Below are 21,166 nucleotides of genomic sequence, written 5' to 3'. Positions count from 1 at the left end.
GCTTTAGATCCGGAGTAAAAGAACAAGAACGCTCATTTTCTCCAAGCTCTAACTTAAAAAAACCTTCACTATAGATCAAATAGCAAATCCTGCCACATTTCTTATTGAGTCGAGCAGAAACCTCCCGAAAATCTCCCGGTATTTGCAAATAAAAAAAGCAGCAAAAGTATATCAGTGTTACGATTGCAAGAACACTAAAAAAGAGAAGAAAGGACAATACACTTCATGCAAGAGTTCGAGAAGTCAATATCCTTTGATGGTAGGGATATTCGACTCAAAGTAGGCTTGTTAGCACCCCAAGCTGGAGGTTCAGTTTTAATCGAATCTGGAGACACGGCAGTCCTCGTTACCGCGACCCGTGCGAATGCCAGAGAAGGAATCGATTTTCTACCTCTGTTGGTTGATTACGAGGAGCGCTTATATGCAGCCGGACGAATTCCCGGTGGCTTCCTCCGACGTGAAGGACGACCCGCTGAAAAAGCAGTTTTGACGAGTCGTTTAATCGATCGCCCCTTGCGCCCCCTATTTCCCTCCTGGTTACGAGACGATATTCAGGTCGTCGCTACCACAATGTCGATGGATGAGCGAGTTCCTCCGGATGTTTTAGCGGTCACAGGTGCGTCGATCGCTGTACTCCTCGCCAAAATTCCATTTAATGGCCCGATGGCTGCGGTGCGAGTTGGATTAGTCGGCGATGATTTCGTGATCAACCCCACTTATAAAGAAGTGGAAACGGGTGATTTGGATCTCGTCGTGGCTGGTTCTCCCGATGGCGTGATCATGGTTGAAGCTGGCGCGAATCAACTGCCAGAAGCCGACATGATCGAAGCGATCGATTTCGGTTACGAAGCGGTGCGCGATCTGATTCAGGCACAGCGCGATTTGCTCAAAGAATTGGGAATTGAACTGGTGCAAGAAGATGCGCCTGTGATTGACCAAACTCTAGAGAATTTTATTCGAGAGCGAGTGACCGCTCCTGTGAAAGAAATTCTCGGACGGTTCGAGAAAGATAAACCGACTCGCGATGCAGCATTAGATGAAGTGAAAGCGTCGGTGGTAACGGCGATCGCAGAATTAGCCGAAGACGATCCGGTGAAAGTTGCCGCAGCCGCAGATTCTAAAGCGCTGAGCAATACTTTCAAAGATGTGACGAAAACGCTGATGCGTCGTCAAGTCGTCGAAGATAATGTGCGCGTAGACGGTCGGAAATTAGATGAAATTCGTCCGATCTCTTGCCGAGTTGGGGTGTTGCCTCAGCGGGTGCATGGCAGCGGCGTGTTTAATCGTGGATTGACTCAAGTTTTGTCGATCGCGACGTTAGGTAGCCCAGGCGACGAGCAAGAAATGGATGATTTGCATCCAGACAGCGAAAAACGCTACTTGCATCACTATAATTTCCCGCCTTTCTCAGTCGGCGAAACCCGACCGATGCGATCTCCCGGTCGGCGTGAAATTGGTCACGGGGCATTAGCCGAGCGTGCTCTGGTTCCCGTCTTACCTCCGAAAGAGCAATTCCCGTATGTGATTCGGGTCGTCTCAGAAGTGCTGTCTTCTAACGGTTCGACCTCAATGGGTTCGGTTTCGGGTTCAACATTGGCGTTGATGCATGCAGGCGTTCCGATTTCTAAACCTGTGAGTGGTGCAGCGATGGGCTTGATCAAAGAAGGTGAAGAAATTCGCATTCTGACCGACATCCAGGGAATTGAAGATTTCTTGGGCGATATGGACTTCAAAGTGGCGGGAACCGATACCGGAATTACGGCATTGCAGCTCGACATGAAGATCTCAGGTCTACCGATGGATGTGATTGCTTCAGCCATTCATCAAGCGAAACCCGCTCGATTGCACATTCTCGGCAAAATGCTCGAAGCGATCGACCAACCGCGTCCGGAGTTGTCTCCTTATGCACCTCGCTTGCTGACGATCAAGATTGATTCTGATCAAATCGGAATGATCATTGGACCAGGAGGCAAGACGATTAAAGGCATCACCGAAGAAACGGGAGCCAAAATCGATATTGCTGAAGATGGAACTGTGACGATTAGCGCGATCGAAGGCGAGAAGGCGAAACGGGCGAAAGCGATCATTCAAGGCATGACTCGCAAGCTGAGTGCTGGAGATGTTTACGCTGGAAAAGTCACACGAATTATTCCGATTGGGGCTTTTGTGGAATTCCTGCCGGGTAAGGAAGGAATGATTCACATTTCGCAACTGGCTGATCATCGAGTTGGCAAGGTTGAGGATGAAGTCACGATCGGAGATGAAGTGGTTGTGAAAATTCGGGAGATTGATAACCGAGGACGAGTGAATTTGACTCGCCTAGGAATTCATCCGGATGAAGCAACTGCGGCGCGAGAAGCTGCAGCGAAGTAGAACGCTTTAGTTTAAGCTTCAATCTTTCCTGAAAAGGGAAGCTAGACCTCACATCTAGCTTCCCTTTTGTCATATTGAGGCATCGCATAACTCGATGGGCAGACAACCTGGCGAATTTGGAATTGGTATGATGAGTGCGATTTCATGGATAGGAGGCTCATCAGTGATAGAGTGGTCGATCGCTCAACAAACTTCTTTGGACAGCAATTCAGCTGTTGATACACAGACAGCCGCTACTATCCCCGAAGTAGTCATCATTTTAATTATTCTGCTGCTGATTGCGACCATTGTTGCTTTAGTCACTCAAAGTCTGAGAATCCCTTATGTAACTGGATTAGTTTTAGCAGGGTTGCCAATTACGGAGCTTTGGTCGCGACGGATTGGATTAGATCCTGTCTTGGTTTTAAATCTTTTCCTTCCGATTCTGATTTTTGAAGCGGCAATTAATACAGATATTCGTCGTCTCCGCAGCACTTTTAAACCGATCGCGCTATTAGCAGGACCAGGTTCGATCTTTTCCTCAGCAATTATTGCAACTCTACTAAAGTTTGGACTGGGACTCGATTGGATTTCTGCCTGTCTGGTTGGCGTGATTTTGGCAAACACGGATACCGTCTCCATGATTGCTGTATTCAAGGAGATCCGTGTTCCTTCTCGATTAACAACAATTGTGGAGGGAGAAACACTATTCAATGATGCGGCTGCGCTAGTCTCGTTTAATTTACTTCTAGTTGTCTACGCCACAGGCTCGCTTACCGCTGTTCAAGGAATACGAGAAGTGCTCTTAGTCGCAATCGGCGGGGCAATGGTCGGAGCCGTTTTAGGGTATTTATGCCTTCCCATTTTTGTGCGATTGCAAGATCCGTTAAGTAGCCTTTTATTAACAGTTGCGCTGGCATTAGGAACGTTTCAGATTGGGCAATCTCTGGGCGTTTCGGGTGCAGTATCAGTTGTGGTTGCGGGGCTAATTTTTGGCAATTTGGGGCTGTCTCGAAGTTCTTCTGCTTCGGAGCGAATTGCGCTCTTGAGCTTTTGGAACTATGCCAGCTTTGGTGTGAATACTTTTATCTTTTTGCTGATTGGGATTGAAATTAATATCGAAACGCTGTGGAAAATTGCGCCTGCGATTCTGTTTGTGATTTTGGCATATCAATTAGGTCGGATTCTCTCTGTCTACTTACTCCTTGCAGGACTGCGTTGGTTCGATCGACCGATTCCACTCGTCTGGCAGCATGTTTTATTTCTGGGCAACATTAAAGGCTCACTCTCGATGGCATTAGCCTTGAGCATTCCTCTGACCGTGACGTATCGAAGTGACATTATTGCTCTGGTATTTGGTGCGGTCTTATTCTCTCTCGTTGGGCAAGGATTAAGCTTGCCCTGGATGGTCAAACGGCTCAAAATTGCCCGTATTTCAGATACATTGCAGCAGGCAAAGCAATTGCAGATGCAGTTAATTGCGTCGAAAGCGGCTCAGGAAGAACTCAGTAGTTTGCTGAGATCGGGGGTACTCCCGAAGGCGATTTATGAAGAGTTATGGGCATCCTACCAAGTCCGGGTCGTGCAATCTGAGCACGTGCTCCGCGACCTGTACAATCAACGTCAATCAACTCGTCGCGAGCCTGAGCACAGTGAGCTAGATGCAATTCGACGACGATTGCTGCTGGCAGAAAAAGGGGCCGTGGCGAATGCACTCCGCAAACAGATTTTGCCTGAAGATCTGGTGCAGATATACATCAAAGAGTTAGATGAGAAACTTCTAACGTTAGAAGATGACTAGCATGGGCGATCGTTGAAGAATTAGCACTTGTATCCAATTTGGCGTAGAAATGTTTGTCGGGTTTGAATGTCTTTATCTGTTTCCACACCTTTCGGTGAGAATCCATCAATGACACCTAAAATTCCGCGACCTTGTTCACTTTCTGCCACAATGACTTCAACAGGATTCGCAGTCGCGCAGTAGATGCTGCACACTTCAGGGCATTGTTTGATCGCGTTGAGAAAGTTAATGGGATAAGCATCCTTCATGAGGATAACGAAGCTGTGTCCTGCTGCGATCGCTTGAGCATTTTTCACAGCGACTGCTTCTAAGGTTGGATCATTGCTGGCTTTCCGAATCAAACAGGGTCCTGATGCTTCACAGAAAGCAAGCCCAAACTTGACTTGAGATGAAATCCCGACCAATATTTCATACAAATCTTCAACGGTTTTAATGAAATGAGTTTGACCCAAAATTAAATTGCTGTCTTCAGGAATGTCTAATTGCACTGTTTTCAGTTCCATGTTGAGTTCTCCTGAGCACACTTCTAGCCGATAGATCTAGAACATAACCTTGAGAATCTTGTGAAGAGGCGCTTTAATCGATCGCGATTTGGTGTCATGCCGACTCATTTGAAGTTTTTGCACTCGAGCTAACGCTGCTCGGTAATTTGCTTGATCTCCTCGTGCTTTAAAGAGTTCGGCTGCTTTTTGGAAATCTGCGATCGCATGTTCAGTATCACCTTGGTCAAGGTAAGCTAAGCCTCGATTATCATAAGCCTCGCCAGAAGTTGGATCGATCTGAATTGCCGTTGTATTGTCTGCGATTGAACCTGTCAAATCCCGAATCATTCGACGTGCTTCACCTCGACTAAAGTAAAGTACAGCAAGAGTGTCTCCAGGAACTCCGAGATTCAGGGCTTGAGTGTAGTCTTCGATGGCTGGTTGGTACTTTTTGAGATAATGACGAGCCGCTGCTCGATTAAAGAAGGCTAAAGCTTGATATGGAGATAATGCGATCGCTCGAGTTGCATCTGCTTCTGCACGCTCGAACTCATCGACCATCAAATACAATCCTGCCCGATTGGCATAAAGTCTTGCATTGTTGGGATGAAGCTCGATCGCACGGTCTAAGTCCGAAATCGCGCCTCTAAAATCGCCTCGATTTGCCTTTTCAACCGCTTGCCAGAGCCAATCTTCAACCGTAATTTGAGCAATAGAGATGGCTTGATTTTGCAAGTTTGAAGAGGATGAGTATTGCACTGCTTGAACATCATTTCTGATCGAAAATCCCTCGATCAGAAGTGCGATTGCAACACTAAAGCTCAGCATAACTTTTGAGATGCTGCTCATAACAAAACTTCCTTCAGCATTCGATTGCTGAGTTTTGATGACGTTTGGAAAAAATGTCGTCGATTGCTTTCGACCTCTTACAGGCTCATTTGTCACAGATTAAATCTGCCCAATACAACTGAGCTAAGAGATCTTGAATTTTACTAAACAATGGCAGATTCCCTTGGCGATTGAGTTTGAGTTCATCTTGTACCAGCACGGTTGCAGCATTGACTTTAGGAGCGGCGGGCAATCGAGGTAGATGGGTTTCGGCAATTAAGGCTGTCGATTGTGGGACAACGATCGCTGGCTTTTCTTGCGGCTCAGTCGGTTCATCCCACGGATCAGGGATGGAATAGCGATCGATATCTAACAAGCCGAGAGAGGGTCTGTCTGAAGCAATGTTTAATAACATAATTGCCTCCTCTAAATTGTGATTTCTCCTCATTGCAATCGTAAGCAACAAAGTTGAGGAACTTGTGAGATTTGATCAAATTGGCAATCCTCACAAGTTTCTCAAACTCTTCTCTTACTGTGAGCGCAGAGGAAATATCCTGCAATTCCTTAGAGGAGGTATGCTATGACATCGCTGAAATCCTCAAGATTGATTGGCGCGAGTCTACTCGGTCTGGTCTCGTTGGGTGGAATAGGTTATGTGATTTGGCATCTTGTCCAACCTCGTCTCTATCCAACCGATGCCAGCCAACTTTTTCCTACAGCTCAATCGACTGTGGAAGCCACGAGAGAGGTTCTAAGCTGCACCATCACAATGGCAGAAATTGATACACCTCACCCGCCGCTTCCCGTCTATTTTGCTGCCAATAATCCGACGAGTCGGATCGTGGGTCACTTAGACAATCATGCGTTTGTCACGGTGGCAACAGAGCAAAATGGATGGTTCTTGATTCAGAATCCTATGCAAGGCTGGATTCCAAAAACACAGACCCAAAATAGCTGTAATGACAAAGTCGAATTGGTCAAGTTTAGTCCGAAAGGAGGTCGAAGTGCGATCGCCGATCGATTTGTGGGATCAGGAAGCCATCTTTATCGTGTCCCGCTTACTCAAGGATCAACGCTAACGGTCTCGAATACGCGCGGTGTGTTGCCTTTTGTCCTTGATCCAGACGGAGAAATGTTTGGAAATCCGAAAGAGAGCCAAATTAATTGGACAGGTCAAATTCCCCGCACTGGAGTTTACACCTTAGAAATGCTCTCGCAGCATAAAGGCTATCGATATGCTTTTACCGTTTCTGTAAACTAAGGCGAAGTTGCTATGCAGTGGAGAGAGTTGGAAACAGTAGATTCTAGTATTCGTTTCGACAATATTGCTGATCTGTACTGGCGATGTACTAGCGTGAACGTTGCCGTAACTGTTCGTCAACTTGCAGTGAGGGGATAACGTATCATGAATGAAATCAATCTTGGCGATCGCGTTGTTATCCAACGACAGAATTTACAAAGCCTCTTTGCTGCACTCCAGCAATCGGGATATGAGCTAATTGCTCCGACGATTCGGGAAGAAGCAATTGTTTACGATGCAGTGTCTTCGGTCGAGGAGCTTCCGATTGGATGGACTGACGAACAATCCGGCGGAGTCTATCGCCTCAAGCGACGGGAAGATCAGGCGTTGTTTGGCTATGCCGTGGGCGCACATTCGTGGAAGAAATACTTGTTTGCGCCTCAGGTTCGACTCTGGCAAGCAGAGCGTGAAGGGCAAGAGATAACGATCCGTGCAGACCAGCCAGACACGACAAAACGTGCTTTTATTGGGGTGCGATCGTGTGATCTTCATGCGATCGCGATTCAGGATCAAGTCTTTCTGTATGGAGAAGCAGTTGATCCGCACTATCAATCCCGTCGCCACGATAATTTTGTGATTGCGGTGAACTGTGGACAGGCAGGGGGAACCTGTTTCTGTGTGTCCATGCAAACGGGACCGCAAGCTACGAGCGGATTTGATTTGGCATTAACGGAGGTACTCAATCCGACGCATTACTTTGTTGTCGAGATTGGTAGTGAAGCGGGGCGAGACGTGCTTCAAGCTGTGCCTCATACGATCGCAACGCCAAATGATCAGGAGATTGCTCAACAGATTGTTGCAGAAACGGCGCAACACATGGGACGCACGATGCCAACTGAGGGCATTAAAGAATTGCTCTACAACAATCTAGAACATCCCCGATGGAATGACGTTGCTTCGCGATGTCTCACCTGTGCGAACTGTACGATGGTCTGTCCGACTTGCTTTTGCTCGACAGTCGAAGATACGACTGATTTAACAGGCGATCATGCTGAGCGCTGGCGAAACTGGGATTCCTGCTTCACGATGGATTTTTCTTATCTGCATGGTGGGAGTGTGCGCGTCAGTACAAAATCTCGCTATCGCCAATGGATGACCCACAAATTAGCCTCGTGGATTGATCAATTTGGCACGTCGGGTTGTGTGGGGTGTGGACGATGTATTACTTGGTGCCCCGTTGGGATTGACATTACGGAAGAAGTAAAAGCCATTCGAGACAGTCAGGAGGTCAAACACGAATGATGACGAACTTGGCACCGTTGTTAAAAGAACATGCTTTTTTTGAGGGGTTGAAGCCCGAGTATATTGAACTCTTGGTTGAATGTGCGTCTAATGTTCGGTTTGAGGCAAATCAACTGATTTTCCGACACGGGGAAGATGCCGATCGCTTTTATCTAGTGCGACAAGGCAAAGTAGCTATCGAGATTAGTGCACCCGGACAGCCCGCGATCGTGATTAAAACGTTAATGGATCACGATGTCATTGGCTGGTCTTGGCTCTTTCCGCCTTACCGCTGGCAATTTGATGCCCGAGCGATGGAACTCACTCGCGCGATCGCACTTGATGGTCGATGCCTGCGAGGGAAATGTGAGTCTGATCCGGTACTCGGTTACGAACTGATGAAACGCTTCTCAGCGATTATGCTCGAAACATTACAAGCGACTCGCCTCCAATTGCTCGATCTCTACAATGCGCCGAGTCGGAGGGCGTAATGATCCTAGAACCGATGCAGCCTCACATCTACCGAGTACGGCAAACGCGGAAAGAAACCCATGACACCTTCACAATGGAGCTAGAACCTGCGCAAGGGAATCAACCGTTTTACTTTGCGCCAGGTCAATTCAACATGCTCTATGCTTTTGGGACTGGAGAATGTGCAATCTCTATTAGTGGGAATCCCACTGAGCCAAACAAACTCTTACACACGACTCGGATCGTGGGTAATGTGACGACTGCATTGAGTAAGTTGCGGCCGGGTGATTCGATGGGCATTCGAGGTCCATTTGGCAAGGGATGGGATTTGCAAGCCGCAGAAGGCAATGATGTGGTGTTTGTTGCTGGAGGAATTGGATTAGCTCCCTTGCGTCCCGCGATCGCTTACGTGTTGGCGAATCGAGCTAAGTATGGCAAAGTCGTGATTTTAATTGGAACGCGCACGCCCCAAGATATTCTATTTCGGCATGATTTGAAGCAGTGGCGATCGCGGCTTGATTTAGAAGTTTTTGTCACGGTCGATCGGGCTGAACCGGGTTGGCAAGGCAATGTAGGAGTCGTAACTGCTTTGATTCGACGTGCGCCTTTTGATCGACTGAACACAGTTGCAATGATTTGTGGTCCTGAAATCATGATGCAGTTTACCGTGATGGAATTGCTCAAACGAGGGGTGAGTCCAGAGAGCATCTACATCACGATGGAACGCAATATGAAATGCGCGATCGGGTTTTGTGGACATTGCCAGTTAGGACCGACCTTCATTTGCAAAAATGGTCCCGTATTTCGCTATGACCACATCAAATTCTGGTTTGACCAGCGGGAGTTTTAGAGTGATGAAACAGCTACATAAGCCGAAACTTGCTGTTTGGAAATTTGCGTCCTGTGATGGGTGTCAATTGAGCTTGCTCGATTGCGAAGATGAATTGCTAACTGTGGCAGGAGAGATTGAGATTGCCAATTTTATGGAAGCTTCTAGTGCAGTTGTCAAAGGTCCTTATGATTTGTCGCTAGTTGAAGGTTCGATCACCACTCCTCACGATGCAGAGCGAATTCATCAAGTCAGGCGGGCTTCAAAACGACTCGTGACAATTGGCGCTTGTGCAACCTCTGGAGGCATTCAAGCGCTCCGAAATTTCAAAGATGTCAAAGCTTTTACTTCGATTGTTTACGCTAAGCCAGAGTACATTGAAACCTTAAATAAATCGACCGCGATCGCGGATCATGTGTTCGTTGATTTTGAACTTCGGGGTTGTCCCATTAACAAGCATCAATTACTAGAAGTGATTAGTGCGTTTTTGAGCGATCGTAAACCTGTTATTCCGACCTACAGCGTGTGTATCGAATGCAAGCGTCGTGGGAATGTCTGTGTGATGGTTGCCCACGGAACGCCTTGTATGGGACCTGTGACGCAGGCGGGATGTAATGCGCTTTGTCCGGCGTACAATCGAGGGTGCTATGGCTGTTACGGTCCGATGGAAAGCCCGAATACGGCTGCATTGAGCCAATGGTGGAAGCAGTTGGGAGTGGACGAAACAGATCTGGTTCGGGCATATCGCACGTTTAATGCCTACGCAGAAGCCTTTCGCAAAGAGAGTGAGCGTCATGAGCAGTAAAACGATCAAAGTCGATTATCTCGCTCGCGTAGAAGGCGAGGGTGCGATGTATGTGAAGATCCGCGATCGTAAAGTGCAAGATGTGCAGCTTAAAATCTTTGAACCTCCTCGATTTTTTGAAGCATTTTTACGCGGACGGCAATACAGCGAAGCTCCTGATATCACGGCTCGAATTTGTGGCATTTGTCCGATCGCGTACATGATGAGTTCGATTCATGCCATGGAAAACATTTTGGGCATTGAAGTCGAAGGCGGATTGCGCGCACTCCGGCGATTGATTTACTGTGGCGAATGGATCGAAAGCCATAGTTTACATATTTTCATGCTACACGCGCCGGATTTTCTGGGTTACGAGAGTGCCATTCACATGGCGAAGGACTATCCGGAACTTGTGCAGCGGGGCTTAAGACTGAAGAAAATTGGCAATCGAATTCTAGCTTTGATTGGTGGGCGAGAAATTCATCCGATTAACATTCGAGTAGGTGGATTTTATAAGCTACCGACTCGGCAGGAACTACGATCGCTGATTGATGATTTGCAATGGGCGTGTGATACAGCAGAAGAAACTGCACGATGGACAGCAACCTTATCCTTTCCTGAGTTTGAGCAAGACTATGAATTCGTTGCGCTTCATCATCCGAATGAATATCCAATGAATCAAGGACGAATCATTTCTAACAAAGGATTAGATATTTCAAATGATCAGTTTTATGAATACATTGAAGAACAGCATAAGCCTCATTCCACTGCTTTACATGCCATCATCAAAGAGCGTGGAGATTATCTCGTAGGTCCGATCGCACGATTTAATCTCAATTTTGACCAACTCACACCCCGCGCTCAAGCGATCGCGCGTGAAGTCGGGCTGCTTCCTATCTGTCGCAATCCATTTCAAAGTATTGTGGTTCGCAGTATTGAAGTACTATTTGCTGTGGAAGAAGCCTTGCGGTTAATTGAAACGTATGAAATGCCCGATCGAGCAGTAGTCGATTACAAGATTCAAGCAGGAGTTGGGCATGGATGTACAGAAGCGCCCCGCGGAATTCTCTATCATCGCTACAAGATTGATGAAAAAGGCGATATTCTTGATGCCAAGATTGCACCACCGACTTCGCAAAATCAAGGTAGGATTGAACATGATCTGTGGCAATTTGTAGAGCAACAGATCGATTTAGCAGATGATCAATTACGATCTCAGTGTGAACAACTGATCCGCAACTACGATCCTTGTATTTCCTGTTCAACGCATTTTTTGAAGTTAGATGTCGATCGAGCCTAACCCAATGCAAAACATTATGCTGATTGGTGTAGGAAATGAATTTCGACACGATGATGCGGTTGGATTATTGATTTTAAGAAAGCTCCGCAATCAGCTTCCAGAAACGATTTCAACGATTGAAGCATCGGGCGAGGGAACAACATTAATCGAGTTGTGGCAAACTAGCGACACCGTTTATCTATTTGATGCAGTGTCTTCGGGTTCTGAAATTGCTACGATCCATCGCATTGATGTGCATATGCAATCGATTCCATCGCAATTTTTCCACTATTCCTCTCATGCGTTTGGAGTAGCAGAAGCAGTTGAACTTGCTCGATCGTTGAATCAACTTCCAAACAAACTCATTCTCTATGGGGTAGAAGGAAGTAACTTTGCAATTGGGATCGGACTGTCAGAAGCAGTCGAGCAAGCTATAGAAACTGCGATTCAACAAGTGTTATCAGAATTGGAGATCAACCATGCATGAGGCAAGTTTGATGAGCCATTTAATTCAAACGATTGAAGCGATCGCTCAAGAACAAAACGCGACGAAAATACTTGCTGTTAAAGTTCGATTGGGTGCTTTGTCTCATTTCTCACCTGAACATTTCACCTATCATTTTGTGATTGCCTCGCGACATACACTGATGGAAGGCGCACGATTGGAAATCGAAACCTCAGATGATTTGACTGATCCGATCGCACAAGACGTTGTTTTAGAAAGCTTAGATATGGAAATCAACGAAGCATTGCAAAGCTAATTCCTCATAGTTTTCTCAAAAATGAACGATAAAAATGATTTAGAACGATTGCGAATTCAGATTCGAGGTGCAGTTCAAGGGGTTGGATTTCGCCCATTTGTCTATCGTCTTGCTACAAATTTAGGCATGGTTGGATGGATTAAAAACTCAGCAGAGGGAGTCTGGATCGAAGTAGAAGGAACGCGATCGCAGCTTGACCTTTTTCTGCTCAAACTAGAACAAGAAAAGCCTGTCCATAGCCTGATTCAACAATTACAAGTCTCTTCGCTCGTTCCACTGGATGAATCTGATTTTGAAATCTATCCGAGTGTGAGTGGAGAAAAAACGACGATCGTTCTTCCTGACCTTGCTACTTGCTCAGACTGTATCCGAGAACTCTTTGATCCGAACAATCCTCGCTATCGCTACCCATTCATTAACTGCACTCATTGTGGTCCGCGCTTTAGTATTATCAACGCTTTGCCCTACGATCGACCCAACACCAGCATGAATGCGTTTCAGATGTGCGATCGCTGTCGAACTGAATACGAAAATCCGCTCGATCGTCGATTTCATGCTCAACCCATTGCTTGTCCAGAATGCGGTCCTCGGTTGGAATGGTGGGATCAGAGCGGAAAATGGCTGGCATCCGATGAAGCGGCGCTACAAGCAGCAATCCAAGCGATTCAGAACGGACAAATCATTGCAGTCAAAGGGTTAGGTGGATTTCATTTCATGGTAGATGCTCGGAATTCAGACGCGATCGCGACTCTACGACAGCGAAAACATCGACCTGATAAACCCTTTGCAGTCATGTATCCTTCGCTAGCAGCAGTTCAAAAAGACTGTGAACTTTCTGACTTAGAAGCTCAACTACTCACTGCTTCAGAAGCCCCAATCGTTCTACTTCGTCGTAAAGCAAATCTTAGCGTTCTTGAAACGGTTGCACCGAATAATGCTTACCTTGGTGTTTTACTTCCATACACGCCGCTGCATCATTTGTTACTATCCGCGTTAAATTTTCCAATTGTTGCAACGAGTGGCAACTTATCGAATGAGCCGATTTGTATGGATGAGCGGGAAGCGATTCAGCGTTTATCAGGAATTGCAGATGCGTTTCTAGTTCACAATCGTCCCATTGTTCGTGCTGTTGATGATTCGATTGTGCGAGTGATTGCCGATCGCGAAATGATTCTGCGTCGATCGCGGGGGTATGCTCCGTTACCTATTGCGCTCTCCAAGCCTATGCCAACCTGTTTAGCGGTTGGAGGACATCTTAAAAATACGATCGCACTGACAATTGATTCCAATCTGTTTGTCAGTCAACATATCGGAGATTTGGAAAATCAAGCTACTCTACAAGCTTTTGAGCAAGCGATCGATACTTTTGAGCAACTTTATGCGGTTCATCCCGATCTCATTGCTTGTGATGACCATCCTGACTATCTTTCAACTCAGTACGCTCAGCACCGAGGCTCGAAATTTCCATCCAGTCAAATCTTTCCGGTTCAACATCATCATGCTCACATTGCTGCCTGTATGGCTGAGAACGGATTAGAGGAAACGGTGTTAGGGGTGGCTTGGGATGGCACAGGCTATGGACTCGATGGGACAATCTGGGGTGGAGAATTTTTCTTAGCGAATCTGACCGATTTTCAACGAGTAGGACACTTCAAACCTTTTAGACTACCGGGAGGTGAGAAAGCAATTCGAGAACCCCGCAGAGCTGCGATCGCAGTACTTTACGAACTGTGGGGAGAAGCCGCATTCGATCGAACAGATTTAACCCCTGTTCAAGCATTCAATGCCCAAGAGCGCGACATTCTACAAGCCATGCTCCAGAAGGAACTCAACACACCTTGGACTTCGAGCGCAGGACGGCTCTTTGATGCAATCTCAGCTTTACTTAACTTAGTGCACATTTCAACGTTTGAAGGACAAGCAGCAATGGCGGTGGAATTCGCGTTAGAGCATATCTCAACGGATGAAGTTTATTCGTCTGTCATTCATCAGGGCATTTTCGATTGGTCTACGATGATTGAGGACATCATTTCAGAAATTGAGCAAAAAACATCAGTTGCAATGGTTTCTGCAAAGTTTCATAACACAATGGTCGAAGTCATTCTTCAGTTTGCGCGACAATGGAAGCAAAAGCGCGTTGTCTTGTCTGGAGGATGTTTTCAAAATCGGTACTTCAGCGATCGCACGATTGCCCGTCTCCAAGCAGAAGGCTTCCAACCTTACTGGCATCGGCATATTCCACCCAACGATGGCGGCATTGCTGTTGGACAAGCAATCATTGCTGCATCCCAACTATTAAAGCGTGGGAGTTAAGTATGTGTTTAGCGATTCCAGGAAAAATTCTCAGCATTGAGGGTGATGATCCATTGTTGCGAACGGGTCGAGTGAGCTTTGGCGGAATTGTGAAGGAAGTAAACTTAGCCTTTGTGCCAGATGTCCAGATTGGAGACTATGTGATTGTTCATGCGGGTATTGCGATTAATCAACTCGATACTGCGGTTGCAACCCAATTTTTTGAACACTTAAATCAACTGCGTGACACTCCAGCAGAATTGCCATGAAATATATTGACGAATATCGAACTGCTGAGCTTGCTCAACGCTACACTCAAGCCATTGATCGCATCACGACGCGACCGTGGACAATCATGGAAATCTGTGGTGGACAAACTCACACCATTGTTAAATTTGGCATTGATCAACTGTTACCTCCATCGATCACGCTGATTCATGGTCCAGGATGTCCCGTTTGTGTCACATCTGCTGAATTAATTGATCAAGCTTGTGCGATCGCGGCACTTCCTGATGTCATTTTCTGCTCGTTTGGTGACATGCTCCGAGTTCCAGGAAGTCAATACGATTTACTCACGGTGAAAGCTTTGGGAGGAGATGTCCGAATCGTTTATTCGCCGCTGGATGCACTCAACCTTGCTCAAGCGAATCCCGATCGACAAGTTGTATTTTTTGCGGTTGGCTTTGAAACGACGGCTCCAGCAACCGCGATCGCAGTTCATCAAGCCAAACAACAAAACGTTCAGAATTTTTCACTGCTAGTCGCTCATGTCTTAGTGCCTCCCGCGCTCGAATTACTGCTCTCCTCGCCAGATCACAATATTGATGGACTGTTAGCCGCAGGGCATGTTTGTACAGTGATGGGATACAAAGACTATGAGCCGATCGCTCAAAAATATCACATTCCGATTGTCGTGACTGGATTCGAGCCTGCTGACATTTTGCAGGGTGTTTATATCTGTGTTCAGCAATTAGAGGCAGGACAAACAAGGGTCGAAAATCAGTATGCTCGTGCAGTTCAGCGATCAGGCAATCAAATTGCACAACAACTGATGCGAGACGTGTTTACTGTCGTTCCTCGGGACTGGAGAGGAATTGGTACGATCGCTCAAAGCGGATTAGGACTGCGAGATCAATATGCCGAATTTGATGCAAGTCTTCGATTTCAAGTCTCAGCACAGACATCTCAGTCAGAACAATCTGACTGTATCAGTGGTCTGATTTTGCAAGGAATTCGGAAACCGCAGGAATGTGCTGCCTTTGGAACACGCTGTACACCTGAACATCCTTTGGGCGCACCTATGGTTTCTTCCGAAGGAGCGTGTGCAGCTTACTATTACGCAAGGAGAATGCTATGAAAAATCACACTGAACTGAAGCAAATTGCCAGTCAAATTCTGTCTGGAATGCTGGCAAATCCGCATATTTATGCCACGGTTAGCGATGAAGAAGGGCGCGGACAACAAGAGCAAATTTTGATTCTTACTGCGATCGAGATGGCAGAAAAATTAATCGAAAAGGTAGAAGATCGTGAGTAGTCCTCATTCTCGATCGTGTCCTATGCCGATGCAAAAGTTTTCTCAAATTCTGCTCGCGCATGGCGGAGGAGGACAACTTACGCATCAATTAATTGAGCAATTGTTTATTCCGACCTTTGAAAATACTGCACTGTCTTGTCGCCATGATGGTGCAGTATTAGATGTCCATCATGCTCAAATCGCATTTACAACAGATTCTTATGTCGTTCAGCCGCTCTTTTTTCCGGGTGGCAATATCGGGACATTAGCAGTCAATGGAACCGTCAATGACCTAGCAATGTGTGGCGCACGTCCGCTTTATCTGAGTGCTGGATTTATCTTAGAAGAAGGCTTCTCCATGCCTCTATTGCAAGACATCGTAGACTCAATGCAGCAAGCTGCTCAGACTGCCAAGGTTCAAATCGTGACCGGAGACACAAAAGTTGTCGATCGAGGTCGCGGGGATGGCTTATTCATCAATACAGCCGGAATTGGAATCATTGAACATGCCTGCAAAATTGCGCCACAACACATTCAAGTAGGAGATGTGGTCATCATCAATGGCGATATTGGTCGGCATGGTATAGCAATTATGGCAATGCGAGAAGGATTGAGATTTGAGAGTGCGATCGAGAGTGACTGTGCCGCTTTAATCGATCCAGTGTTCGCTTTACTCGATGCAGAAATTTCTGTGCATTGTTTGCGAGATTTAACCCGAGGAGGATTAGCTAGTGCCTTAATTGAGCTTTCTGAAGGAGCAGCCATGCAGATTCAACTCGATGAAGCTGCAATTCCTATCAGCGACGAAGTGCAAGGCGCATGTGAAATTTTAGGCTTAGATCCGTTATATGTAGCAAACGAAGGACGCTTTGTCGCTTTTGTTGCGCCCCAAGATGCTGAGCGCGCGATCGCGCTGCTAGAACAACATTCTCCTTATAATCCTCGGATTGTGGGGCATGTTATTCAATCAAATTCTTCCGCTGTGATTTTGAAAAACAAAATCGGAGTAGAACGCATGATCACACGACTGAGCGGAGAGCAGTTACCTAGAATTTGCTAATTGATTTCAAAGAGAGAATTCAGCAGTCTGTCTTTGTCCCTTCACAACTTTCTCAAACTTATCCTCTACTCTCAAACTAGAACGGTCTTCTCTCTTTAGAACATTGTGAAGCCATTTATAAACTGTAGGAACAATATCATGACCCTTGGTGAATCTTCTTACACGATTTCACGTTCGATCACAGTTCAGGAACTCCTCGATCGCTATGCGGCAGGAGAACGTAATTTCAGTGATGTTGTTCTAGAACAGGCTGATCTCAGTGGTTTGTCTTTGGGTGGCATCAATTTGGGACGATCGCACCTGAAAGGCGCAAAATTAACTGATACCTCTTTGAGTGGAGCTAATTTGAATGAAATCGATTTGAGTGGAGCCAATCTCGATCGTGCTAATTTATTTGGCGCATTTCTGAGTGGTGCTAATTTGAATAACGCAACGCTCAAAGCGACCAACTTGACCGATGCGGATTTAAGTGGAGCATCCTTAGTTGAAGCTGATTTGAGTGATGCGCTGTTACATGGAATCTGCCTTGCTGAGGCAAATTTACAGAGTGCCAAATTGACGGGAAGTAAAATGTGTGGGGCAAGGCTCTGGAAAGCAGATTTGCGAGGTGCAAATTTGTATGGTGCAGATTTATGTGATGCAAATTTGTGTGAAGCAAATCTACAGGACGCAAACTTGAATGCAACTGATACGAGTGAAGCTTCACTGACCAGAACAGTCATGCCCCAGGGCGAAATTCATGAATAGCTATGTTGAAGAGTCCATCTGAAGCGGAGATTTTTAGGGAGTGTTCCACGACAAATTTGATGGGGAGATAGGGGGATAGGGTGAAGGGCTGAAATTATAGTTGCTGCTCCCCATCTCCCCACTCCGTGAAATTAATGGGGTTGACTACTAGGCTCTTTTTGTAATTCTTCAACAGCTTCCATCACATGAGTTGCATACATCAATGAGGGACCTCCACCCATAAAGACTGCAACTCCTAACATTTCCAGAATTTCTTCTTTTGTCGCTCCTGCTTGAAGCGTCGAATGAGTATGAAAGGCAATACAGTCGTCGCAGTGAATTGCTACGGAAATGGCTAAGGCAATCAATTCTTTGGTTTTAGAATCCAGGGCACCAGCAGTGGAGGAAGCTTTACTGAGCGCATAGAAACTCTTCATCACATCCGGGATAGCTGTGGATAGTTTGCCTGTATAGCTCCGGATGTGTTTCATCTGGTCGGTGCAAGAATGCTTGGCGTTCGGGTTGTTTGTGTTCATGACAATTTTCCTAACGATCCAGTCTTTCTCATTTCATCGTAAGAAGGAACCGAAGATAAAATCTAATCTCCTCAAAGAATTTAACGATCTCATCCTCACAAGTTCCTCATCATTGCCCAGTAACCTGACACTATCGTTCCTCATCATGCAAGTGAGGTGAAACAATGGGCTGGAGTCCAATCGAGAAATCATTCAAAAATTGGCGAGTCGAACCTAATTTACAAAACTATGAAGAAACGCGCCGTGTATTCTCTTGGGCAGAAATCGACGCTGAACTCAAAGCAACTATTGAGGGATTGAATATTGCCGATATTGCGGTCGATCGACATGCCAAAAGCGATCGAGCCGATCACATTGCCTTACGCTTTCTAAGAAAGAACTGGGATGTTCAAGATTTTACTTATCGCGATCTCGCTCTACAAACCAATCAATTCGCGAATGTTCTCAAAACCCTAGGAATTGCGAAGGGCGATCGCGTCTTTGCTCTCACAGGACGGATTCCATCTCTTTATATTGCTGCTCTTGGTACGTTGAAAAATGGCAGTGTGGTTTGTCCGCTTTTCTCTGCTTTTGGTCCAGAGCCGATTTATCAACGCATGAACCGAGGAGATGCCAAAGTCTTAGTGACAACTACCGCACTCTACCAACAGAAAGTCGTTGCATTGCGCGATCGATTGCCGAAGTTACAGCACATTCTTTTAGCAGATAGTGCAGATCATGTAGAAGAAGGAATTTGGTCGCTGCCCAAGCTGATGCAAGTGGCTACTTCTGAGTTTGAGATCGTAAGCACTCAACCAGAAGATATGGCATTGCTGCACTTCACGAGTGGCACAACTGGAATGCCCAAGGGGGCGATTCATGTTCACAAAGCCGTTTATGCTCATTACATGACGGCAAAGTATGTGCTCGATTTGCATCCTGATGATATTTTTTGGTGTACGGCTGATCCAGGTTGGGTGACTGGAACGTCCTACGGGATCATTGCACCGCTGACTCATGGCGTGACGAGTATCATTGATGAAGCAGAGTTTGATGCCGATCGCTGGTATCGCATTCTCGAAACTCAAAAAGTAACTGTCTGGTACACCGCTCCGACGGCGATTCGGCGATTGATGCGCCTCGATATTGACCCGAAAGCCGAATATGATTTGAGCCATCTGCGACTCGTGCATAGTGTGGGAGAACCGCTGAATCCCGAAGCAGTGGTTTGGGGGCAGGAAAAGCTAGGCTTACCGATTCACGACAATTGGTGGCAAACCGAAACAGGTGGCATCATGATCGCCAACTATGCCACGATGCAGATTCGTCCAGGTTCGATGGGTCGTCCTATTCCTGGGGTAGAAGCCGCGATCGTGCGGCGGCATGAGGATGGCACGATCGAACAAATTGACCAACCGGGCATTGATGGAGACTTAGCTCTAAAACCTGATTTTCCTTCGATCTTTCGCGGCTATCTGCATGATGAAGAACGCTACCGCAAATGTTTTGTTGGAGATTGGTACATCACAGGCGATTTAGCCATGCGCGATCGCGATGGCTACTTCTGGTTTATGGGACGCGAAGACGACATCATCAAAACTTCGGGACACATGGTTAGTCCCTTTGAGGTCGAAAGTGCATTGATGGAGCATCCAGCGGTAGCGGAAGCGGGCGTGATTGGTAAACCGAATCCGATGATTGGTGAGCTAGTCAAAGCCTTTGTTGCCCTCAAACCAGGGCGAGAACCTAGTGAAGCGCTCAAGCTAGAACTTTTGGGATTTGCTCGACAAAAACTAGGAGCCGCTGTAGCTCCAAAAGAATTGGAATTTCAAGAATCATTGCCCAAAACTCGAAGCGGTAAGATTATGCGGCGATTGCTGAAAGCGCGTGAATTAGGGTTACCCGAAGGCGATCTATCGACATTGGAGACGAACTGATGAAGAAGAAACATGCAACCATACAATCTCCTACTTCTGTTGATTCCAATCAAGCACATTTGCACGATCTTCTTTATCAAATGCTACGGATTCGTCGCTTTGAAGATAAGTGTGCAGAACTCTATAGCGCCATGAAAATTCGCGGTTTTTTGCATCTGTACAACGGCGAAGAAGCGGTAGCAGTGGGAGTTATGCAAGTCTTAAAACCCGATGATGCGATCGTGGCAACCTATCGCGAACATGGTCAAGCCCTAGCACGCGGAATTCCCATGAATACCGTCATGGCAGAGATGTTTGGTAAGCAAGAGGGCTGTTGTCGGGGACGTGGAGGATCGATGCATTTATTTGATAAAGAGCATCGCTTCTATGGAGGTAACGCGATCGTAGGTGGTGGTTTACCCTTAGCGGTTGGGCTGGCTTTAGCCGATAAGAAATTGGGCAGAAAACGGCTCACCTGCTGCTTTTTTGGCGATGGCGCAGTTGCAGAAGGAGAGTTTCACGAATCCATGAATTTAGCATCTCTCTGGCAAGTCCCGTTGTTGTTCGTTTGTGAGAATAATCAGTATGCAATGGGAACGGCTCTGAAGTATTCTCACTCAGTCACAAATCTGGTTCAGAAAGCAGAAAGCTATGGCATCGGTCATGCAGTTGTGGATGGCATGGATGTTCTAGCAGTAGAGCAAGCTGCTCAAAAAGCAGCGGTTGAAGTCCGGGAAAACGGAAAGCCCTTCTTTCTAGAATGTGTCACCTATCGTTTCCGAGCGCACTCGATGTTTGACCCAGAACTCTACCGAGATAAAGCCGAAGTCGAAGAATGGAAACAACGCTGTCCTATCTCAACACTCACGCAACAGTTAAAAGCACAAGGACAGATCACAGATGCTGATGTGGAAAGGATAGAACAATCGATCCGTCAAGAGATCACAGATGCGATCGCATTTGCGGAAGCGGGAACTTGGGAACCTGTGGAAGAATTAAATCGCTTTGTCTACTCAGAGCCAAACGCCTAGGGG

Annotated in this window: 22 protein-coding genes; 18 read left to right on the top strand and 4 right to left on the bottom strand. The window is 46.5% G+C overall.

The genetic code is table 11. From position 1 onward, the window contains the following. Positions 1-225 precede the first annotated feature (225 nt). A complete protein-coding gene (locus J0L70_RS00790) occupies positions 226-2,373 on the top strand; it encodes a polyribonucleotide nucleotidyltransferase (RefSeq protein ID WP_017290634.1) in 2,148 nt (715 codons plus the stop codon). 94 nt (positions 2,374-2,467) lie between these two features. Further along, entirely contained in the window at positions 2,468-4,153 is a 1,686-nt protein-coding gene (locus tag J0L70_RS00785) for a cation:proton antiporter (RefSeq protein ID WP_287452693.1), read from the top strand. 20 nt (positions 4,154-4,173) lie between these two features. Here J0L70_RS00785 and J0L70_RS00780 read toward each other — a convergent pair whose 3' ends face one another. The 3 genes from J0L70_RS00780 to J0L70_RS00770 all read right to left on the bottom strand — a co-directional run bounded on the left by J0L70_RS00780 (position 4,174) and on the right by J0L70_RS00770 (position 5,878). Then, on the bottom strand, positions 4,174-4,656 hold the full coding sequence (locus tag J0L70_RS00780) for an adenosine-specific kinase (protein ID WP_287452692.1): 483 nt from the start codon (positions 4,654-4,656) through the stop codon (positions 4,174-4,176). Positions 4,657-4,692: 36 nt separating this feature from the next. Next, a complete protein-coding gene (locus J0L70_RS00775; RefSeq protein WP_287452691.1) occupies positions 4,693-5,484 on the bottom strand; it encodes a tetratricopeptide repeat protein in 792 nt (263 codons plus the stop codon). Positions 5,485-5,569: 85 nt separating this feature from the next. Continuing rightward, the gene (locus J0L70_RS00770; RefSeq protein WP_287452690.1) at positions 5,570-5,878 is read right to left on the bottom strand and encodes a hypothetical protein; all 309 of its coding nucleotides are present in this window, start codon (positions 5,876-5,878) and stop codon (positions 5,570-5,572) included. A gap of 165 nt (positions 5,879-6,043) precedes the next feature. Between J0L70_RS00770 and J0L70_RS00765 the strand changes: the two genes are divergently transcribed. The 14 genes from J0L70_RS00765 (at position 6,044) to J0L70_RS00700 (ending at position 17,722) form a co-directional block, all read left to right on the top strand. After that, the gene (locus J0L70_RS00765; RefSeq protein WP_287452689.1) at positions 6,044-6,724 is read left to right on the top strand and encodes a hypothetical protein; all 681 of its coding nucleotides are present in this window, start codon (positions 6,044-6,046) and stop codon (positions 6,722-6,724) included. A 144-nt stretch (positions 6,725-6,868) separates the two neighbouring features. Beyond that, positions 6,869-8,005, top strand: a complete 1,137-nt coding sequence (locus J0L70_RS00760) for a 4Fe-4S dicluster domain-containing protein (RefSeq protein ID WP_287452688.1) — start codon at positions 6,869-6,871, stop codon at positions 8,003-8,005. Next, positions 8,002-8,475: a cyclic nucleotide-binding domain-containing protein gene (locus J0L70_RS00755; protein WP_287452687.1), complete on the top strand. Its 474-nt coding sequence runs from the start codon at positions 8,002-8,004 to the stop codon at positions 8,473-8,475. Before J0L70_RS00760 ends, J0L70_RS00755 begins: the two co-directional genes overlap by 4 nt. Further along, complete coding sequence (locus J0L70_RS00750) at positions 8,475-9,305, top strand: FAD/NAD(P)-binding protein (protein WP_017290642.1); 831 nt, start codon at positions 8,475-8,477, stop codon at positions 9,303-9,305. The genes J0L70_RS00755 and J0L70_RS00750 overlap by 1 nt, the downstream gene beginning before the upstream one ends. Before the next feature lie 4 nt (positions 9,306-9,309). Then, complete coding sequence (locus J0L70_RS00745; protein ID WP_017290643.1) at positions 9,310-10,089, top strand: NADH-quinone oxidoreductase subunit B family protein; 780 nt, start codon at positions 9,310-9,312, stop codon at positions 10,087-10,089. After that, a complete protein-coding gene (locus tag J0L70_RS00740) occupies positions 10,079-11,368 on the top strand; it encodes a Ni/Fe hydrogenase subunit alpha (RefSeq protein WP_287452686.1) in 1,290 nt (429 codons plus the stop codon). Before J0L70_RS00745 ends, J0L70_RS00740 begins: the two co-directional genes overlap by 11 nt. Next, a complete protein-coding gene (locus tag J0L70_RS00735) occupies positions 11,352-11,834 on the top strand; it encodes a hydrogenase maturation protease (RefSeq protein WP_287452685.1) in 483 nt (160 codons plus the stop codon). Before J0L70_RS00740 ends, J0L70_RS00735 begins: the two co-directional genes overlap by 17 nt. Then, positions 11,827-12,108: a hydrogenase maturation nickel metallochaperone HypA/HybF gene (locus tag J0L70_RS00730; RefSeq protein WP_017290646.1), complete on the top strand. Its 282-nt coding sequence runs from the start codon at positions 11,827-11,829 to the stop codon at positions 12,106-12,108. Before J0L70_RS00735 ends, J0L70_RS00730 begins: the two co-directional genes overlap by 8 nt. A 21-nt stretch (positions 12,109-12,129) precedes the next feature. After that, positions 12,130-14,421, top strand: a complete 2,292-nt coding sequence (hypF, locus tag J0L70_RS00725; protein WP_287452684.1) for a carbamoyltransferase HypF — start codon at positions 12,130-12,132, stop codon at positions 14,419-14,421. Positions 14,422-14,423: 2 nt separating this feature from the next. After that, positions 14,424-14,669, top strand: a complete 246-nt coding sequence (locus tag J0L70_RS00720) for a HypC/HybG/HupF family hydrogenase formation chaperone (RefSeq protein WP_017290648.1) — start codon at positions 14,424-14,426, stop codon at positions 14,667-14,669. Next, entirely contained in the window at positions 14,666-15,757 is a 1,092-nt protein-coding gene (gene hypD / locus J0L70_RS00715) for a hydrogenase formation protein HypD (RefSeq protein ID WP_287452683.1), read from the top strand. The genes J0L70_RS00720 and hypD overlap by 4 nt, the downstream gene beginning before the upstream one ends. Continuing rightward, the gene (locus J0L70_RS00710; protein ID WP_017290650.1) at positions 15,754-15,936 is read left to right on the top strand and encodes a hypothetical protein; all 183 of its coding nucleotides are present in this window, start codon (positions 15,754-15,756) and stop codon (positions 15,934-15,936) included. Before hypD ends, J0L70_RS00710 begins: the two co-directional genes overlap by 4 nt. Then, positions 15,929-16,975: a hydrogenase expression/formation protein HypE gene (gene hypE / locus J0L70_RS00705; RefSeq protein ID WP_287452682.1), complete on the top strand. Its 1,047-nt coding sequence runs from the start codon at positions 15,929-15,931 to the stop codon at positions 16,973-16,975. The genes J0L70_RS00710 and hypE overlap by 8 nt, the downstream gene beginning before the upstream one ends. 138 nt (positions 16,976-17,113) lie before the next feature. Then, a complete protein-coding gene (locus J0L70_RS00700; RefSeq protein WP_287452681.1) occupies positions 17,114-17,722 on the top strand; it encodes a pentapeptide repeat-containing protein in 609 nt (202 codons plus the stop codon). 131 nt (positions 17,723-17,853) lie between these two features. On the opposite strand, the gene J0L70_RS00695 is transcribed toward J0L70_RS00700, so the two are convergent. Then, complete coding sequence (locus J0L70_RS00695; RefSeq protein WP_242044468.1) at positions 17,854-18,237, bottom strand: carboxymuconolactone decarboxylase family protein; 384 nt, start codon at positions 18,235-18,237, stop codon at positions 17,854-17,856. A 164-nt stretch (positions 18,238-18,401) separates the two neighbouring features. Here J0L70_RS00695 and acsA point away from each other — a divergent pair, with 164 nt between their 5' ends. Together acsA and pdhA are read left to right on the top strand one after the other, a co-directional pair. Beyond that, positions 18,402-20,153 carry an acetate--CoA ligase gene (gene acsA / locus J0L70_RS00690; RefSeq protein ID WP_287452680.1) on the top strand — a complete coding sequence of 584 codons (1,752 nt, stop codon included), beginning with the start codon at positions 18,402-18,404 and terminating at the stop codon, positions 20,151-20,153. Next, positions 20,153-21,163: a pyruvate dehydrogenase (acetyl-transferring) E1 component subunit alpha gene (gene pdhA / locus J0L70_RS00685; protein ID WP_287452679.1), complete on the top strand. Its 1,011-nt coding sequence runs from the start codon at positions 20,153-20,155 to the stop codon at positions 21,161-21,163. Before acsA ends, pdhA begins: the two co-directional genes overlap by 1 nt. The last annotated feature ends 3 nt before the right edge of the window (positions 21,164-21,166 follow it).

Source organism: Leptolyngbya sp. UWPOB_LEPTO1 (assembly GCF_017302695.1).
In the GTDB taxonomy this organism is placed as follows: Bacteria; Cyanobacteriota; Cyanobacteriia; order Leptolyngbyales; family Leptolyngbyaceae; genus Leptolyngbya; species Leptolyngbya boryana.
Note: the sequence above shows the minus strand (reverse complement) of the source record. Positions and strands in the feature narration are given on the sequence as shown.

Excerpts from the sequence above, each read along its gene's own strand:
- J0L70_RS00790 (WP_017290634.1), top strand. The coding sequence starts at position 226 with ATGCAAGAGTTCGAGAAGTCAATATCCTTTGATGGTAGGGATATTCGA.
- J0L70_RS00785 (WP_287452693.1), top strand. The coding sequence starts at position 2,468 with ATGGGCAGACAACCTGGCGAATTTGGAATTGGTATGATGAGTGCGATT.
- J0L70_RS00780 (WP_287452692.1), bottom strand. The coding sequence starts at position 4,656 with ATGGAACTGAAAACAGTGCAATTAGACATTCCTGAAGACAGCAATTTA.
- J0L70_RS00775 (WP_287452691.1), bottom strand. The coding sequence starts at position 5,484 with ATGAGCAGCATCTCAAAAGTTATGCTGAGCTTTAGTGTTGCAATCGCA.
- J0L70_RS00770 (WP_287452690.1), bottom strand. The coding sequence starts at position 5,878 with ATGTTATTAAACATTGCTTCAGACAGACCCTCTCTCGGCTTGTTAGAT.
- J0L70_RS00765 (WP_287452689.1), top strand. The coding sequence starts at position 6,044 with ATGACATCGCTGAAATCCTCAAGATTGATTGGCGCGAGTCTACTCGGT.
- J0L70_RS00760 (WP_287452688.1), top strand. The coding sequence starts at position 6,869 with ATGAATGAAATCAATCTTGGCGATCGCGTTGTTATCCAACGACAGAAT.
- J0L70_RS00755 (WP_287452687.1), top strand. The coding sequence starts at position 8,002 with ATGATGACGAACTTGGCACCGTTGTTAAAAGAACATGCTTTTTTTGAG.
- J0L70_RS00750 (WP_017290642.1), top strand. The coding sequence starts at position 8,475 with ATGATCCTAGAACCGATGCAGCCTCACATCTACCGAGTACGGCAAACG.
- J0L70_RS00745 (WP_017290643.1), top strand. The coding sequence starts at position 9,310 with ATGAAACAGCTACATAAGCCGAAACTTGCTGTTTGGAAATTTGCGTCC.
- J0L70_RS00740 (WP_287452686.1), top strand. The coding sequence starts at position 10,079 with ATGAGCAGTAAAACGATCAAAGTCGATTATCTCGCTCGCGTAGAAGGC.
- J0L70_RS00735 (WP_287452685.1), top strand. The coding sequence starts at position 11,352 with ATGTCGATCGAGCCTAACCCAATGCAAAACATTATGCTGATTGGTGTA.
- J0L70_RS00730 (WP_017290646.1), top strand. The coding sequence starts at position 11,827 with ATGCATGAGGCAAGTTTGATGAGCCATTTAATTCAAACGATTGAAGCG.
- hypF (WP_287452684.1), top strand. The coding sequence starts at position 12,130 with ATGAACGATAAAAATGATTTAGAACGATTGCGAATTCAGATTCGAGGT.
- J0L70_RS00720 (WP_017290648.1), top strand. The coding sequence starts at position 14,424 with ATGTGTTTAGCGATTCCAGGAAAAATTCTCAGCATTGAGGGTGATGAT.
- hypD (WP_287452683.1), top strand. The coding sequence starts at position 14,666 with ATGAAATATATTGACGAATATCGAACTGCTGAGCTTGCTCAACGCTAC.
- J0L70_RS00710 (WP_017290650.1), top strand. The coding sequence starts at position 15,754 with ATGAAAAATCACACTGAACTGAAGCAAATTGCCAGTCAAATTCTGTCT.
- J0L70_RS00700 (WP_287452681.1), top strand. The coding sequence starts at position 17,114 with ATGACCCTTGGTGAATCTTCTTACACGATTTCACGTTCGATCACAGTT.
- J0L70_RS00695 (WP_242044468.1), bottom strand. The coding sequence starts at position 18,237 with ATGAACACAAACAACCCGAACGCCAAGCATTCTTGCACCGACCAGATG.
- acsA (WP_287452680.1), top strand. The coding sequence starts at position 18,402 with ATGGGCTGGAGTCCAATCGAGAAATCATTCAAAAATTGGCGAGTCGAA.
- pdhA (WP_287452679.1), top strand. The coding sequence starts at position 20,153 with ATGAAGAAGAAACATGCAACCATACAATCTCCTACTTCTGTTGATTCC.